Source organism: Sphingobacteriales bacterium (assembly GCA_016706405.1).
GTDB lineage: Bacteria > Bacteroidota > Bacteroidia > Chitinophagales > UBA2359 > BJ6.
In genome coordinates, this window is sequence record JADJJT010000001.1 from 705,024 (window position 1) to 718,734 (window position 13,711).

Annotated in this window: 13 protein-coding genes; 11 read left to right on the top strand and 2 right to left on the bottom strand. The window is 39.3% G+C overall.

Annotated elements, in window-relative coordinates; genetic code table 11:
- Positions 1-203: 203 nt before the first annotated feature.
- The 8 genes from IPI59_02790 to IPI59_02825 all read left to right on the top strand — a co-directional run bounded on the left by IPI59_02790 (position 204) and on the right by IPI59_02825 (position 8,569).
- A complete protein-coding gene (locus IPI59_02790; protein MBK7526490.1) occupies positions 204-902 on the top strand; it encodes an META domain-containing protein in 699 nt (232 codons plus the stop codon).
- Between the two features lie 344 nt (positions 903-1,246).
- Positions 1,247-1,558 carry a hypothetical protein gene (locus tag IPI59_02795; GenBank protein ID MBK7526491.1) on the top strand — a complete coding sequence of 104 codons (312 nt, stop codon included), beginning with the start codon at positions 1,247-1,249 and terminating at the stop codon, positions 1,556-1,558.
- A 17-nt stretch (positions 1,559-1,575) separates the two neighbouring features.
- The gene (locus tag IPI59_02800) at positions 1,576-3,537 is read left to right on the top strand and encodes a hypothetical protein (protein MBK7526492.1); all 1,962 of its coding nucleotides are present in this window, start codon (positions 1,576-1,578) and stop codon (positions 3,535-3,537) included.
- Positions 3,538-4,060: 523 nt separating this feature from the next.
- Positions 4,061-6,154, top strand: coding sequence for a choice-of-anchor L domain-containing protein (locus tag IPI59_02805; protein MBK7526493.1), 2,094 nt, complete (start codon positions 4,061-4,063; stop codon positions 6,152-6,154).
- A gap of 104 nt (positions 6,155-6,258) precedes the next feature.
- Positions 6,259-6,774, top strand: coding sequence for a hypothetical protein (locus IPI59_02810; protein ID MBK7526494.1), 516 nt, complete (start codon positions 6,259-6,261; stop codon positions 6,772-6,774).
- 48 nt (positions 6,775-6,822) lie between these two features.
- Positions 6,823-7,173, top strand: coding sequence for a DUF4180 domain-containing protein (locus IPI59_02815; protein ID MBK7526495.1), 351 nt, complete (start codon positions 6,823-6,825; stop codon positions 7,171-7,173).
- A gap of 126 nt (positions 7,174-7,299) precedes the next feature.
- Positions 7,300-8,049: a L,D-transpeptidase family protein gene (locus IPI59_02820; GenBank protein ID MBK7526496.1), complete on the top strand. Its 750-nt coding sequence runs from the start codon at positions 7,300-7,302 to the stop codon at positions 8,047-8,049.
- On the top strand, positions 8,027-8,569 hold the full coding sequence (locus IPI59_02825) for a hypothetical protein (protein ID MBK7526497.1): 543 nt from the start codon (positions 8,027-8,029) through the stop codon (positions 8,567-8,569). The genes IPI59_02820 and IPI59_02825 overlap by 23 nt, the downstream gene beginning before the upstream one ends.
- 61 nt (positions 8,570-8,630) lie before the next feature.
- Here IPI59_02825 and IPI59_02830 read toward each other — a convergent pair whose 3' ends face one another.
- Positions 8,631-8,993 carry a hypothetical protein gene (locus IPI59_02830; protein ID MBK7526498.1) on the bottom strand — a complete coding sequence of 121 codons (363 nt, stop codon included), beginning with the start codon at positions 8,991-8,993 and terminating at the stop codon, positions 8,631-8,633.
- Positions 8,994-9,374: 381 nt separating this feature from the next.
- Here IPI59_02830 and IPI59_02835 point away from each other — a divergent pair, with 381 nt between their 5' ends.
- The 3 genes from IPI59_02835 to IPI59_02845 are packed head-to-tail and all read left to right on the top strand — an operon-like array spanning position 9,375 to position 12,541.
- Entirely contained in the window at positions 9,375-10,463 is a 1,089-nt protein-coding gene (locus tag IPI59_02835) for a glycosyltransferase family 4 protein (GenBank protein ID MBK7526499.1), read from the top strand.
- 54 nt (positions 10,464-10,517) lie between these two features.
- Positions 10,518-11,447, top strand: coding sequence for a glycerophosphodiester phosphodiesterase (locus tag IPI59_02840; protein MBK7526500.1), 930 nt, complete (start codon positions 10,518-10,520; stop codon positions 11,445-11,447).
- Between the two features lie 20 nt (positions 11,448-11,467).
- On the top strand, positions 11,468-12,541 hold the full coding sequence (locus tag IPI59_02845) for a glycosyltransferase family 9 protein (protein ID MBK7526501.1): 1,074 nt from the start codon (positions 11,468-11,470) through the stop codon (positions 12,539-12,541).
- A 1-nt stretch (position 12,542) separates the two neighbouring features.
- Here IPI59_02845 and IPI59_02850 read toward each other — a convergent pair whose 3' ends face one another.
- Entirely contained in the window at positions 12,543-13,688 is a 1,146-nt protein-coding gene (locus IPI59_02850; GenBank protein ID MBK7526502.1) for a methionine aminotransferase, read from the bottom strand.
- Positions 13,689-13,711: the final 23 nt, after the last annotated feature.

A 13,711-nucleotide genomic window follows, 5' to 3' on the forward strand; every position in this document is an offset into this window, starting at 1 on the left:
TGAGGTCGTGTTTAACAAATTTGCCAATAGTTATGCCCAATCAAACTTAGCTTTTAAACTTAATAGTTGTTTAAATGTTTCATTACACAGGCAATGCCGCCAAACAAATATAATTTAAAAATAAACATTATGAAAAAAAAATTATAGGATTGTTTCTCGCTGTTTTGATGGTGAGTTGTTCTGTGCAAAAAAACAAACTTGACATGGCAAAAAATTTAACCGGAAATTGGGAACTACAAACACTGAATGGCAAAGCCGTTCAACAGGCCGAGCCCTTGAGTATTGCATTTTCAACAGATAATGAGGTTTATGGCTTTGCCGGCTGCAATAGACTATTGGGTAAGTATAAAATGAGCAGTAAAGGCCAAATTGATTTGAGCCAGTTGGGTGCTACACGTATGGCTTGCCCCGAAAGCCAAATGAAAATAGAGGATGAGTACTTAGAAGCGTTAAAAAATGCCCGATTTACCCAAATTCAAAACAAAATACTTACCTTAAAGGATAAAAACAAAAAAACATTGGCAACATTTAAAAACACCAACGAAGCCGAAATAGTAAACAAATATTGGAAGCTTGTTGAGTTAGATGGGCAAAAAGTTTCGATGAAAGAAAATCAGGAAAGAGAACAATATTTTATGCTAAAAAGCGACGGCACAGTCTCCGGATTTGCAGGATGCAACTATTTTAACGGCACTTACACTCTGAAAGAAGGAATGCGGTTAAAATTTGAGGAGAATATGGCCCTAACCATGAAAGCATGTCCGGATATTGAGGAAAACGAAACCGAATTTTTAAAAGTTTTTACCCTCGCCGACAATTACACAATAGCCAACGACAAACTTTCTTTGAACGTAGGAAGACGTGCACCTTTGGCAGTTTTTAAGGCCATCTATTTTAACTAATTTAATTATATTTGTTTCTTCCGGAGGATAGGGGTATTTGAGCTGTTATTTTTGACGGTTTATTCCGGACTGAAATTTTAGCTACTAAGCCTGTCAAGTTGTACAATTATCTTCCGGAGAGATAGTTGGCCTACACCATTTTTGTCGAAAAATTGCAGGGCAAAATAGTTTGCCCTAAGCACATTATATTTTTGTACCTTTGTTTGAGTTGCCGCAACAAGAGCTAAAGTCAGAGTTGGCTCAGTATGGGGCGTGCAAACTTAACGTCCGGCCCTCTGAAATCCGCTCGGCGTAAAATTCTATGAATACCAAGGCACAATTAATTACCAAATAATTATACCCGTATGCTTATAGAAAGAAATGAATTCCGAATTAAATTTGGCAAAATGAAAGATGCCAAAGCAGTATGGCTCGAAATAATCAAGCAATCGAAGCCTGATGATAGCGAGGTCAAAATTAGGTTGCTGACAGACCTAACCGGACCTGCCTATACATTAGTTTTGGAGATAGAACTGAAAGACTTTGAACAACTTGGCTTACAAATGCAAAAATGTGTGCTGAAGTCTAACAGCCGGGTTACCGAGCTATACCGGCAATTTGCCGAAATATGCGAAAGCTCAGAACGTATTTTGTATAATGTCGAATACCATGACTGAGTATAAACCAAATTTTTTTGCGCTGTGAAATGGCAATTCCGGAAAAAACTTTTACCGGATTTACTACTCGATTCAAGTTAAACCCATTCAACAATGTATGTATTTTGCCTACATACGCGGGCAGGTTTGGCACAGCATTTTATCTTCAAACATATATCACATTTTTTATAACCATGCGACTAATAGGGCTTGTTGTTTTATTGTTTTGTTATTCGTATTGGATATTACCTGCGTGCTTATGGGGTATTGAAGACTTACGCTTGGTAAACGCCTTTCATGCCGACCAAATAGGGTATGTAGGTGTTTTAAAAACATGCTTAACTAATAATACATTTTATTTTCATGCGGTTTACCACGGGCATTTGTATTTTAATACCTGCTTAGTGCTTTTAAATACATGGGCGTTGTTTACCCAATTGCCACTAACCGACACACAAATTTTAATAGTGCTTCGTGTGGTGCCCTTTATTTATTCGATTAGTTGCTTGTTGTTTATTTATTATATGGCAAAAACTTATTGGAAGGGTGTATTGGCATATACTGTGGCTGTTGCCTATTATTCTTTAGCTCCAAAGGTATTATTTACTTTAAATACTATTGCCTACCCTGATACCATGTTGTTATTTTGGTTGTTAGTTTCGATGCACTTTGTTATTAAATTTGCAACATCTAACCTTCCTATAACCAACAACAAATTTATGCTATCTTTTTTTGCTTCGATTGCAGCAGCAGCTATGGCTTTTGCGGCAAAATATAGTGGTTTATTGATGTTTGGTTTTGTGCAGTTGTGGTTTTTATTGATTGTGTTTTGGAACTACAAGATAGCTGACGATGGAAAATTGACTTCAGTAAGGTTATTTAGGGCTTGGATAACTATGCTTTTAGCTTTTTGTTTAATTTGGGCAAGCGCTGATGGTAATTATTGGGCAAGCAAATTATTTAGTAGCGATGGTTTTATTGAAAACCCAAATATTAATCGTTACATTGTTTTAACTCAGTATTTGACTGCAACCATGGCTGGTTTTTTTCTTGTTATATTATTTATGGTCAAAGGTAGAACAACGAGAGGCAAACAAATAATTGTTGCCGCCAATGGTTTGTTTTTGGGTTGGGTGGTTTTTTCCGGATTATTTTTATTAGCTAGCCCATACACTTTAAAAGGTTTACAATTTGTAAATGGGTTGGTTTTACAACAATCCATAACAAACTCCGGATGGTTTACCGACCCAAATTTAACACCAAGCGGTTGGTATTGGTTACATTTATTAACCAGTAATCAATTATTGGGTGTAATAGGCAGTATATTTTTGTTGTTGGCAACGATTAAAACATTGTTTATATATTACAAAAATCGGCAAATAACCCCACAGGTAGTTATTGTAACTTGGATTTTGGGCGTTTTGGGCTATTTTATAGTTTCTATTCGCATGTACGAAGCGCGATATATAGCAATTATTTTGCCATTTGCTGCCTTATTAATAGGATATTTGTTTGACGCTAATGCCAACAGGCAATTTACATATTTCAAAAACCAATGGTCAAACTTAGGATTATACGTTTTTTTGACGGTTTTTTTAGTAGTAGAAATTATAAATATGCAAACCCAAGTGCAAATGTTTTTAGCCCGCACTACCGAAAGCCCAATTGTGAAAATAGGACAGTTTTTAGCGCAAAATTTCGATGCCGATTGCCGTATTTATGGCGACGGAAACGCCTATATCCCTGCTAAATTTCTACACTATAAAAAAGAAAACCACGGCAATTTTAATCAAATGCTTCAATTTAATCCGGATATAGTTTTGCTAAACCATCAACGTTATCGGTATTTTAGCAAAGCTAGCGATAGTACACAACTACATATAATACCTGCTCAAGCCTTTTTAGCAGTTCATAATTTTTACCAACATATAACCAATTCAACCAATTTTAAGTCAATTTATAAAATCAATGAATTAGAATTATACGAAAAAATTAAATAAAATAATAAATAAATACGCTCTTTGCCTACGTCTATAGGTGGCCAAAAAAAGAAGGGAAAATGCTGTATTATTTGTGCCTATGCCCCCAAACAAACGAAATAATTGATACCCCAACTACCTGAAAAAGATTTCTCGTTTTATCCGAACTTTTTAGCTCAAAATTGAATTTTCTTATTAGAGAGGATAGCTAAATAAACAACTATAAAATGATTTAAAAATCCAATTTTACGGGTAGCTATATAATACGGATTAGATAGAGACGATTTTGATGTTTTTCGAACAGAAGGGTATTAGTTTTGTCATTTATCCGGAAAATAAAATGGTTTTTATGTTCAAATAATAATGGTGTTCACCTTTTTAGGAAAAAGGGTGAGATGGCTGGTTTTTTATCAAACTGAAAACGAAACGATTTTTTTTTAATTGCTTTTTTACCTCAATTTTTATTTGTAATTTTAATGTAAATTTCAAGTTTATCTCATTTTATTAACCAAGTTTTTTTTCTAACCATAAACCTAACTATCCAATGAAATTACTAAAACAATTTTCGCAACTTACCGTTGCACTTTTACTACTTTTAGTTGTTTTTACCTTCCCAAGTTGTGATAAAGACGACCCTATTCCTACAACATTAGGCGATTTAGATGCGACCCCAGGCGAAATGGTAGTCAATACGCCTACCGTTGTTACCACCCATATTCACGTTCCGCCCGGAGTAGCTGTGGCGAACAATATTTTAAAATTGGCAAAAACCGATGCATCCGGAAACACTACTGAAGTTGGCGAATTGCTCGATAATGGCAACTTAGCCAACGGCGACGAAATTAAAGGCGACAATATATATACCGCCAAAGTAACAATTACCGAGTCAACTTCAGGCGAAATAACCTTAAAAGCAACCGGCGAAATTACCAATTCTAAAGGCGATAACGAAGCTGTCGAGTCGAAACAAACTAAAATAAAAGTGTATAGCGACATCAAAGGAGAAGATATGAAAGCTCTGCTTGATATACAAAACAATATGGCAGACGAGTTAACCAATTATCTTGGCGGCAGTCAAAACAACGCAGAAAGCGCTATTAACCAACTGCTTAGCTGGATTCAAAGCCAACCCGAAGTAGAATCGGCAACCTTAACCAACGGAGGCGATATTGAAATTAAATACAAATCGGGCTTAATGGGCGGTGCAATCATTTCTTTAGAAGACGAAAACGGCTATGTTGATACCCGCGGCGGTATTTCCGGATATTCAAAACTGGCACAAACAAGCAGCGATAGGGGCTCTACAGCCAAAATTCCGGTTTCGCAACAAACGCGGGGTAAAAACTACGTTGGCAACGGCACTTTTTCGGGCAAAACTATGGAAGACTTTGACCCAAATACCATCGGCAATCGCAATGTGTTTATATATGCGCCCTACGAAGCTTCGTGGCAAAACAATGAGCGCCCGCACATTATCAACATTTTAGACAGCCTTGACTGTGGTGGTTTTCAGGTTACAGCCTACACCAACCAAGAAGCCGATGTAGCTAAAATAGCCGAAATGACGAGTTATGGAATGGTGGTTTTATCTACCCACGGTTCAGGAGGTGGTAAAGCCGTTTTAACTGGCGAAATTGCCGACACAACTGCTGCCGCCTACCAAACTTATAAAGCTATGCTTCAAGGAGATAGCCCTAAAATGGGCATTTCGATGAATATTACCATCAGCAAACAGGGCAATGCTATTAACAGGAAAAACGTCTATAAACTATATGCATCCTACATTTCGGGCTTAGCCGGCACCTTCCCCCAAAGTGTTATTTTGGCTAATTTTTGCGGCAGCGACCAAACCCCTCCGCTGCGCGATGCCTTTATTGGCAAAGGAGCAAAAACTTATTTTGGCTATACCGAAAGTGTAAATGGCGGCTTTTGCGTAACGGTTGCCAAAGACGTGTTTACCACGTTGGCCAAAAACAATAAAACTACCAGCGAAGTAAGTAAAATAGGCGCTACAGACCCTGTTACACCTTTTGCTACCTTCAGAATACAAGGCTCGGGCACTATGAAATTTGCAACCGAGTTGGTAAACAGCAATTTTGAGAAGGGAATGTTAGGCTGGACAAAATCGGGCGACGGAAGGGCAATCAGTCAACTGGGTTATCTCGACTCTCCCGAAGGCAGCTATATGGGCATTATTTCTACCGGATTGGGTTATACTGTCAGCTCAGGGCGCATTTCGCAATCATTTATTGTGCCTGCTAATGCATCCGAACTTACCCTGAAATGGAATTTCTTCTCAGAAGAATTTTTGGAATACATCGGCTCATCTTATCAAGACTGGTTTGAAGTGATTATTGTAACCAAAGAGTTTGGCGAACACGTATTAATCAGTAAATCTGTAGATGGAGTAGCAGCAGAATATGGCGCTGCATATCCGGATATACCCGGCAACTTAACCAGCGTTTCTCCGGATATTGTATTTGACCAGGGCGGCGTTTATATGACCGGATGGGAAACCTCTACTTTCGACATCAGTAATTACAAAGGCAAATGTGTATCCTTGGTTTTGCGCTGTAGCGATGTGGGCGACAGCATCTTCGATACCGCCGTATTGATTGATGAAATTGCGGTTAAATAAACTGCAAATGTAACAATAAGCTCATTTTATAGTCCATAGGGTGGTATAAATGCCATCCTATGGATTTTTACAAATTTTATTTTAATTTTTAAAACCTTCAAACCATGATAACTCGCCTTGTTTTAAGCCTGATAATAATTAGCATGTGTAGTTTTTGCATTAATTCAAAGCCTTCGCCCAAAACCATATCGAAAAACCCTCAATTAATGGAAAACAAATCTGAAAAAACGATAATTCGCGCAATTCGCTATCAGAACGGAAATGCTAAAGGTGTGGTTTTTGACCAAAAACAGGCAGAAAATCTTATTTCGATTGCCCTTAAATTGTTAGAAACTGCCGAACCCATGCGTGTTCATTTAGAGGAAGAAGAAATGAAATCGTTGAAAAATACAGCATCCGGATTTGAAATTTTCTTCTCTCCTGCGCTCGAAACAACGCCCAATACTGCGCGGTTAAGTAAAATGCTCTTTTTATTGGAGGGTAATTTTTCAAACCAGCCCAAATCGCCCAATGCCCTTTTCTTTGTAGCCTTAGACGACGACAACCAATACATTCAATCGCCGTATGCAGCCCAAAACATGGCCGAATTAGTTAAATCATTAGACAATATGCTTAAATAACCGATTGCTATAACATATTTAACGTAGTACAGAAGTGCAACGAGTTAAATGAAAGTTGAAACCCACCACCTAAACAACCTAAAAATTGCCGAACTTATTTCGGAAGAAATAATTATAAAATCTGTTGAAGATGGATTACAACTGCTTGGAAATTTATATTACCAAGGTTTCGACAAAATTATCATCTATAAGCAGAATATAACCCCTGCCTTTTTTGACTTAAAAACCAAAATTGCCGGCGAGCTACTTCAAAAATTTACCCAGTATAAAATGCCCTTAGCTATTGTTGGCAATTTTACAAAATATGAAAGCAAAAGTTTAAACGATTTTATTTATGAAACCAACAAAGGCAGGCAAATTAATTTTGTTCGCACACTTCCGGAGGCAATAAAAATATAATCAAACAACTTATCCGGAGCATTAAAATAAAATGCCCTAATTTTGCAGCAACGCTTTCAGCAAGGCAATATCATGGCAAATAAATTATACTGCTACCTATTTAAAAACGGGCCGAATTGGCTGTTCGTGTTGCCATTTTTGTTTTTGGTAAGTCAGGCCACGGGCAATAATTTTTTATCGCAGCAACTTGCGTACAGTAGGGTACAGGCAGCACAAACCAACACCGATGCCTATTGGCAAAACATTTTTGCCCAAAAAGGCTTAGTTTACCCCCCTAAAAATTTATTTATACGGGTGCTAAAAGCCGAAAAACGCCTTGAACTATGGGTAAATAATGAGACGGATGGTAACACCGCGCAGCCTTATGCGCTGCTACAAAATTATCCTATATGTAAATTAAGTGAGCCATTAGGCCCAAAACGCAAAAAAGGCGACAGTATTACCCCCGAAGGGTTTTATTACATAAACCAGTTTAATGCCTTTAGTAAATATCATTTGTCGTTAGGTATTAATTACCCCAACAACTTAGATAAGCTCCAAAAAACAGCACCCTCGGCAGGTGGCGATATTATGATTCATGGCAGCTGTGCCTCATTAGGTTGCATGGCTATGACCGACAAAAAAATAGAAGCCATTTATTGGTTAGCTGCCCAAGTACATGCCCAGGGAAACCGCATTCCGGTACATATTTTTCCGTGCCGGATGAGCAGTTTTAAAACTAATATCTTACAAAATATTTATCAAAACCAACCCGAACTATTGGCTTTTTGGCAAAATCTAAGTGCCGGATATAAATATTTTGAAACCCACCACTTATTGCCCAAAATTACAATTGAAACAGAAACCAAGCAATATGTCGTCGCAATGCCGCAGTAAAAAGCCATTTATACCCATATTTTGGGGGCTGTTAGCTTTTTTTGGCTGCTGGCTGCTGTACTGGCAAGCTTGCGGTATTTATAATAACCCGTTTGGGCAGGGATATGGCGATATAAAAAATAATACCGACTCTTTGACCGATAGTGCTGCTGAAGACTCGTTGCTTTTTTCCGGAACAGATGAAAACGATACCGCCGCAATGGCAAACGCAGTATCTAATTCAAATATAAAACCTAAAGGGTTTAAAGGGCAGGTACGCTATTTTTTTGCCTGTTTAAAAGCCAATAATATCAACGAAGCTAGCAAATACAGCACCGAGTATGGCTTGCAAAGTTTGCTTGCCTTAGACCTAACCGAAATAAATAGCTATAAATTATCGGGGTTTGAAACGATTGGAAATGTTGGAAAAGTATCGGCTACCTTAAACAACAAAACCACCGATACTACACTGTTATTTGTTTTTCGATTAGAAAACAACGACTACTGGAAATACTTAGGGCCAAGCACCTGGACGTGGTAATAAATACACCTCAGATTTGACCTATAAAATCTAAAATATTAATGCCTGCCGCAGGTTTGTTTTACTCTAATTTTTGTTGCTCGTTGTAATTGAGGTTAAGTTCGCTGGCAATTTTACCCACCGTAGGAAATTGTAAGGACATTAGCACAAACACAACAGCAAAAAAATACAAAAACAAGGTGTTTTTAGTGAGCAAATAAGCGATAATATTTAAAAAGCCCGGCGACTCTAACAATGCTAACCTAAAAATGAAGGCCGTCCTCCAATTAGCCAATTTGTCTTCAAGCGGTGCGTTGCGGTCTATTTTGCGGATGCGCTGTGCAGGCACTACCCAAGCGGCCATAACACTAAAAGCAGTAAAAGCGGGCACCAAATAGGTAAATAAATGGGTTGTTTGAGGTGCAATGCCGGCTTCTATTGGCATAAAAAAAACAATAACCGCAAAAAGAGCTAACCCCAATAAAATGGCAATAAATATAAATTTAATATTAATTGTACTATAATTGTTCACAGATAAAATTATAACTTAAGTTCTTAGTTTGATTTTAGGAAATGCACAGGCAAATATACCGATAATTTAAAAGCAAATAATTTGGAATGCTTTAAATTTTCTAAAATCGCCTCTGGCGCTGCTTTTTATCCGGATATTGCCTTTGATTAGCTCAAAACTTCAAACATCAGGCAAAAGCACTTGCAAACTGGTCAAATAAATAAAAGCCAAATACTAAGTTTGCCATTTTACCCGTACCTTGCAAGGGTAAAAATAAACGCAAATTAATATTGTTAAACCAACTAACTAAGTGTTATGCACTTGGCATTTGTAGTTCGAGGGCTTATTTTAGGGGGCGTTTCGCGGTTTATAACCAATGTGTTAGCCCAAATAGCCCAAATACCAACCGTGCAATTAACCATTATTGGCGATGGACAAAATTACAACGCACCCAGCAATGCCAACCATGTTTTGGCCAACAAGTATATACATAAATTACAATTCGATTATTGGCATAGCTATCAGTTGCTAAAAAAAATACAACCTCAGGCGGCAATTTACCCAAGCAATGTAATTCCTTTAAACCATTTTGGGCTGCCGCATAAAAAACTAAACGTAATGCATGACTTGGGCTATTTCGAGCCAAAAATTAACGCCTATCCATTTTTAGACACCCTTTTTATGCGTACTTTTATGCCAATTTCGTGCAAAAAAGCTAATACCGTTTTAGCAGTATCTGAATTTACAAAGCAAGATATTGTGCACCGTTTTGGCCTAAATCCTGATAAAATTGTAGTGATTAACGAAGGTGTTGAGCCAATTTTCCGGATAAAACCAAATCCGGAAACACTTCAAATTATACAACAAAAGTATCAAATACACCACCCATTTTGGTTTTATGCAGGCTCAATAAGTCCACGCAAAAATTTACTGCGCCTTTTACAAGCATTTCAAAGCATTATGCACCAAATCCCGCACCACTTATATATTACCGGCCTTATTGGTTGGGACATAAAACCCGTAATGGATTTAATAGAACAGCTTAAACACCGCGTTCATTTGTTAGGCCATATACCCGAAACTGAGCTTCCAGGCTTTTACCATTTAGCCCATGCCTATTTGTACCCATCTTTATACGAAGGTTTTGGTTTGCCAATTTTAGAAGCCCAGGCTGCCAACTGCCCTGTAATAACAGCAAACACAACCGCTTGCGCAACAACCGCCGGCAACAACAGTGCTTTGTTGGTAAATCCACTTTCGACTGCCGAAATAGCGCAGGCAATGCTACAATTAGCTAACAACGAGCAATTACGCCAGCAGCTAATTTTATCCGGCCAAGCCAATTTGGCTAAATATAGTTGGTTTACTACTGCCCAAACAATGGTAAATGCGGCTGCAAACTAATACCTTTATTTAAAATTCAGTCTTAAAATACTTTTTCATTTTCAAAAATAAAGAATGCACTTATTAAGTTGGTTCGCCAAATTTTTGCCGCTGCGCTGGTTTGAAAATAAATATTTAACACGTGCTACGGCAACCGCCGCTACGCAGCCCTTTTTTATACAAGGGCACAGAGGCGCACGCGGTTTACTGCCCGAAAACACCCTGCCCGGCTTTATCTATGCGTTACAAGCAGGCGTAAACTGGCTCGAATTAGATGTGGTAATTAGTGCCGACAAGGAGGTGGTAGTATCGCACGAGGCGTGGATGGCGTACCATTTTAGCTCGCATCCGGATGGGCGCCGCGTAACTCCTCGCGAATCAAAGCGCCTCAACTTGTACAAAATGACGTACCAGCAAATTTCTCAATTCGATGTGGGGCAACGCGGCCACCTCGATTTTAGCCATCAAAAGCCCTACCCCGCGCGCAAACCGTTACTTAGGCAAGTATTGGCAACCTGCGATGCTTGGTGCTTACAAAACAACCGCCCTTTGCCGCACTACAATATCGAAATAAAATCGAGCCCGGCTACCGAGGGCAAATACCACCCACCGCCCACCGAGTTTGCCCGCTTAGTGGCACAAATAATTGCCCAAAGCGAGGCTGCCCCACGCTGCTTAGTGCAATCCTTTGATTTTAGCGTTTTAATTGCCCTCAACAAAATAAACCCTCACCAGCGCTTGGGCTTGTTGTTTACTTATCCGCAAAAACTATGGAAAACCTTAACTCAATTGCCATTTAAACCCTACTCGGTAGCCATTTATTACCCTTTTATTGTAAAAACCATGGTGCAAAACTTGCAAAAACGCGCTATTTTATGCTTTGCATGGACGGTAAACAATCCCCGAACGGCAAAACATTTAAGGCAAATGGGCGTAAATAGCCTCATCACCGATTATCCGGATAAAATACAAGAAGCCTGCCACTTAATAAAACACAATAAATAAAGCCGCCTACCTTAACTACAATGACAATATCATCCGGCAACAGTTTGCAGTTCTTAATTATTCAAACGGCATTTATTGGCGATGCTATTTTGGCAACCTCAGCCCTTGAAACATTGCATTATTACTACCCTAATGCTTGTATTGATATTTTAGTGAGGCAAGGGAACGAAACTTTGTTTGCCGGCCACCCATTTTTGCGCGAGGTAGTGGTTTGGCAAAAAAAACAGCAAAAAATCCGGAATTTAGGGCGACTAATTTTAAAAATCCGGAAAAAACGATATCACGCTGTTATCAATTTTCAACGCTACGCGGGTACGGGTTTAATAACTGCTTTATCGGGGGCAAAAATCAAAGCTGGTTATAATAAAAATCCGCTTTCGGGGTGGTTTACTAATGTTTACCCCCATAAAATTGACCTCAAACCACCTCATAATAACAACCAACCTCAACTGCACGAAATTGACCGTTATGCCCAAGTGCTTGCCTGCGTGTTGCCACCTGTAAACAGTAACCACGACAATAATGGTGCTGCCGCCCCTCGCTTTTTGCCGCGCCTTTACCCTTCGACTGCCGATTATCAGGCAGTTTTGCCCTATACCCAAGCACAGCCCTATGTTTGTATAGCCCCTGCCTCGGTATGGTTTACCAAACAGCTGCCCACCTCAAAATGGATAAGTTTATTGCAGGTAATGCCTAAAAATTATGCGGTTTATTTATTGGGTGCTAATGCCGATATTGCCCTTTGCGAACAAATTGTAGCAGCGGCCAAGCGCGAGAAAGTACAGGTTTTGGCCGGTAAGTTTAGCTTTTTGCAGTCGGCGGCTTTAATGCAGCACGCCACCATGAATTTTGTAAACGACTCGGCGCCTATGCACTTAGCATCGGCAGTTAATGCGCCCGTTACGGCAGTTTATTGCTCCACATCGCCACATTTTGGATTTGGGCCTTTAAGCAACAAGGCGCGTGTTGTTGAGGTGGAGCAGCCTTTATCTTGCCGTCCTTGTGGTATTCGTGGCTATAATGCCTGCCCAAAAGGTAATTTTGCTTGTGGGTTTGGCATTGAAATAGCACAGCTATTAAGTAGTTTGCCTTAAATTACAATTTGCGGAGTAAGTCGGCAGCTTTTTGAAGCGTTTCGTCTTTTTTGGCAAAACAAAATCGCAGATAGGTTTGCTTTTTCGATGCTTCGCTACTGTAAAATGCCGAAACCGGAATAGCTGCTACGCCTGTTTTTTGTGTTAGGGCAATGGCAAAATCTGTATCGGGCTGCTGCGTTATGGCTTGGTAGTTTAATAATTGAAAATAACTGCCTTGTGTGGGTATGCCTGTAAATTTAGTATTTTGCATTAACTGCCAAAATAAATTGCGCTTTTGCTCGTAAAATGGCTGTACATTTTGGTAACTGGCAGCATTGGCTAAATAATGGGCTATGGCATATTGTAAGGGCGTATTTACCGAAAAAACTAAAAATTGATGTACCCGTCTGAACTCGGTAGTTAGTGCTGGCGCAGCTACACAGTACCCAATTTTCCAGCCGGTGGCATGTAAAAGTTTTCCAAACGAGTAAATGGCGTAAGTACGCTCTTTAAGTTCGGGGTGTGCTAATAGGGTTTGGTGTTTTTGGTCGTCAAAAGTTAAGTGCTCATATACCTCGTCGGCTAAAATAATAATATTGGTGTTGCGCACCAAATTGGCTAATTCGTTTACATCGGTTTGGTTTAGTATGCTGCCGGTGGGGTTGTGCGGATTGTTGATAATAATCATCCGGGTTTTATGGGTAATTTTTGCCCGCACTTCATCCCAAGGTATCTTAAAAAAAGGTGCTAATAATGGTATTGCAATGGGTGTGGCACCTTGTAAGGTTATGGTTGGCGCATAACAATCGTAGGCGGGTTCAAAAATAATAACCTCGTCGGCGGGGTGTACGGCGGCGGTAATTGCGGTATAAATAGCTTGTGTGCCGCCGGCAGTAATAGTAATTTCGTTGTCGGGGTCGAGAGCAGAGCCGTAAAGCGCGTTAAATTTTTGGGCTATGCGTTCTCTAAGCAAAGGCAAGCCGGGCATGGGCGCATACTGGTTAAACCCTTGCCGCATGTATTGGTAAGTAAGGGCGGTTAGCTCGGGGTCGCAGTCAAAATCAGGAAACCCTTGCGATAAATTAATAGCATTATATTCGGCAGCCATTTTTGACATAACGGTAAAAATAGTAGTGCCTACTTGTGGTAATTTTGAGGGAAACATGTTTGGTTTACTTACAAATTAAT

Bases quoted from the DNA above. Each gene is read 5' to 3' on its own strand.
- IPI59_02790 (MBK7526490.1), top strand. From the start codon at position 204: ATGGCAAAAAATTTAACCGGAAATTGGGAACTACAAACACTGAATGGC.
- IPI59_02795 (MBK7526491.1), top strand. From the start codon at position 1,247: ATGCTTATAGAAAGAAATGAATTCCGAATTAAATTTGGCAAAATGAAA.
- IPI59_02805 (MBK7526493.1), top strand. From the start codon at position 4,061: ATGAAATTACTAAAACAATTTTCGCAACTTACCGTTGCACTTTTACTA.
- IPI59_02810 (MBK7526494.1), top strand. From the start codon at position 6,259: ATGATAACTCGCCTTGTTTTAAGCCTGATAATAATTAGCATGTGTAGT.
- IPI59_02815 (MBK7526495.1), top strand. From the start codon at position 6,823: ATGAAAGTTGAAACCCACCACCTAAACAACCTAAAAATTGCCGAACTT.
- IPI59_02825 (MBK7526497.1), top strand. From the start codon at position 8,027: ATGTCGTCGCAATGCCGCAGTAAAAAGCCATTTATACCCATATTTTGG.
- IPI59_02830 (MBK7526498.1), bottom strand. From the start codon at position 8,993: ATGCCAATAGAAGCCGGCATTGCACCTCAAACAACCCATTTATTTACC.
- IPI59_02835 (MBK7526499.1), top strand. From the start codon at position 9,375: ATGCACTTGGCATTTGTAGTTCGAGGGCTTATTTTAGGGGGCGTTTCG.
- IPI59_02840 (MBK7526500.1), top strand. From the start codon at position 10,518: ATGCACTTATTAAGTTGGTTCGCCAAATTTTTGCCGCTGCGCTGGTTT.
- IPI59_02845 (MBK7526501.1), top strand. From the start codon at position 11,468: ATGACAATATCATCCGGCAACAGTTTGCAGTTCTTAATTATTCAAACG.
- IPI59_02850 (MBK7526502.1), bottom strand. From the start codon at position 13,688: ATGTTTCCCTCAAAATTACCACAAGTAGGCACTACTATTTTTACCGTT.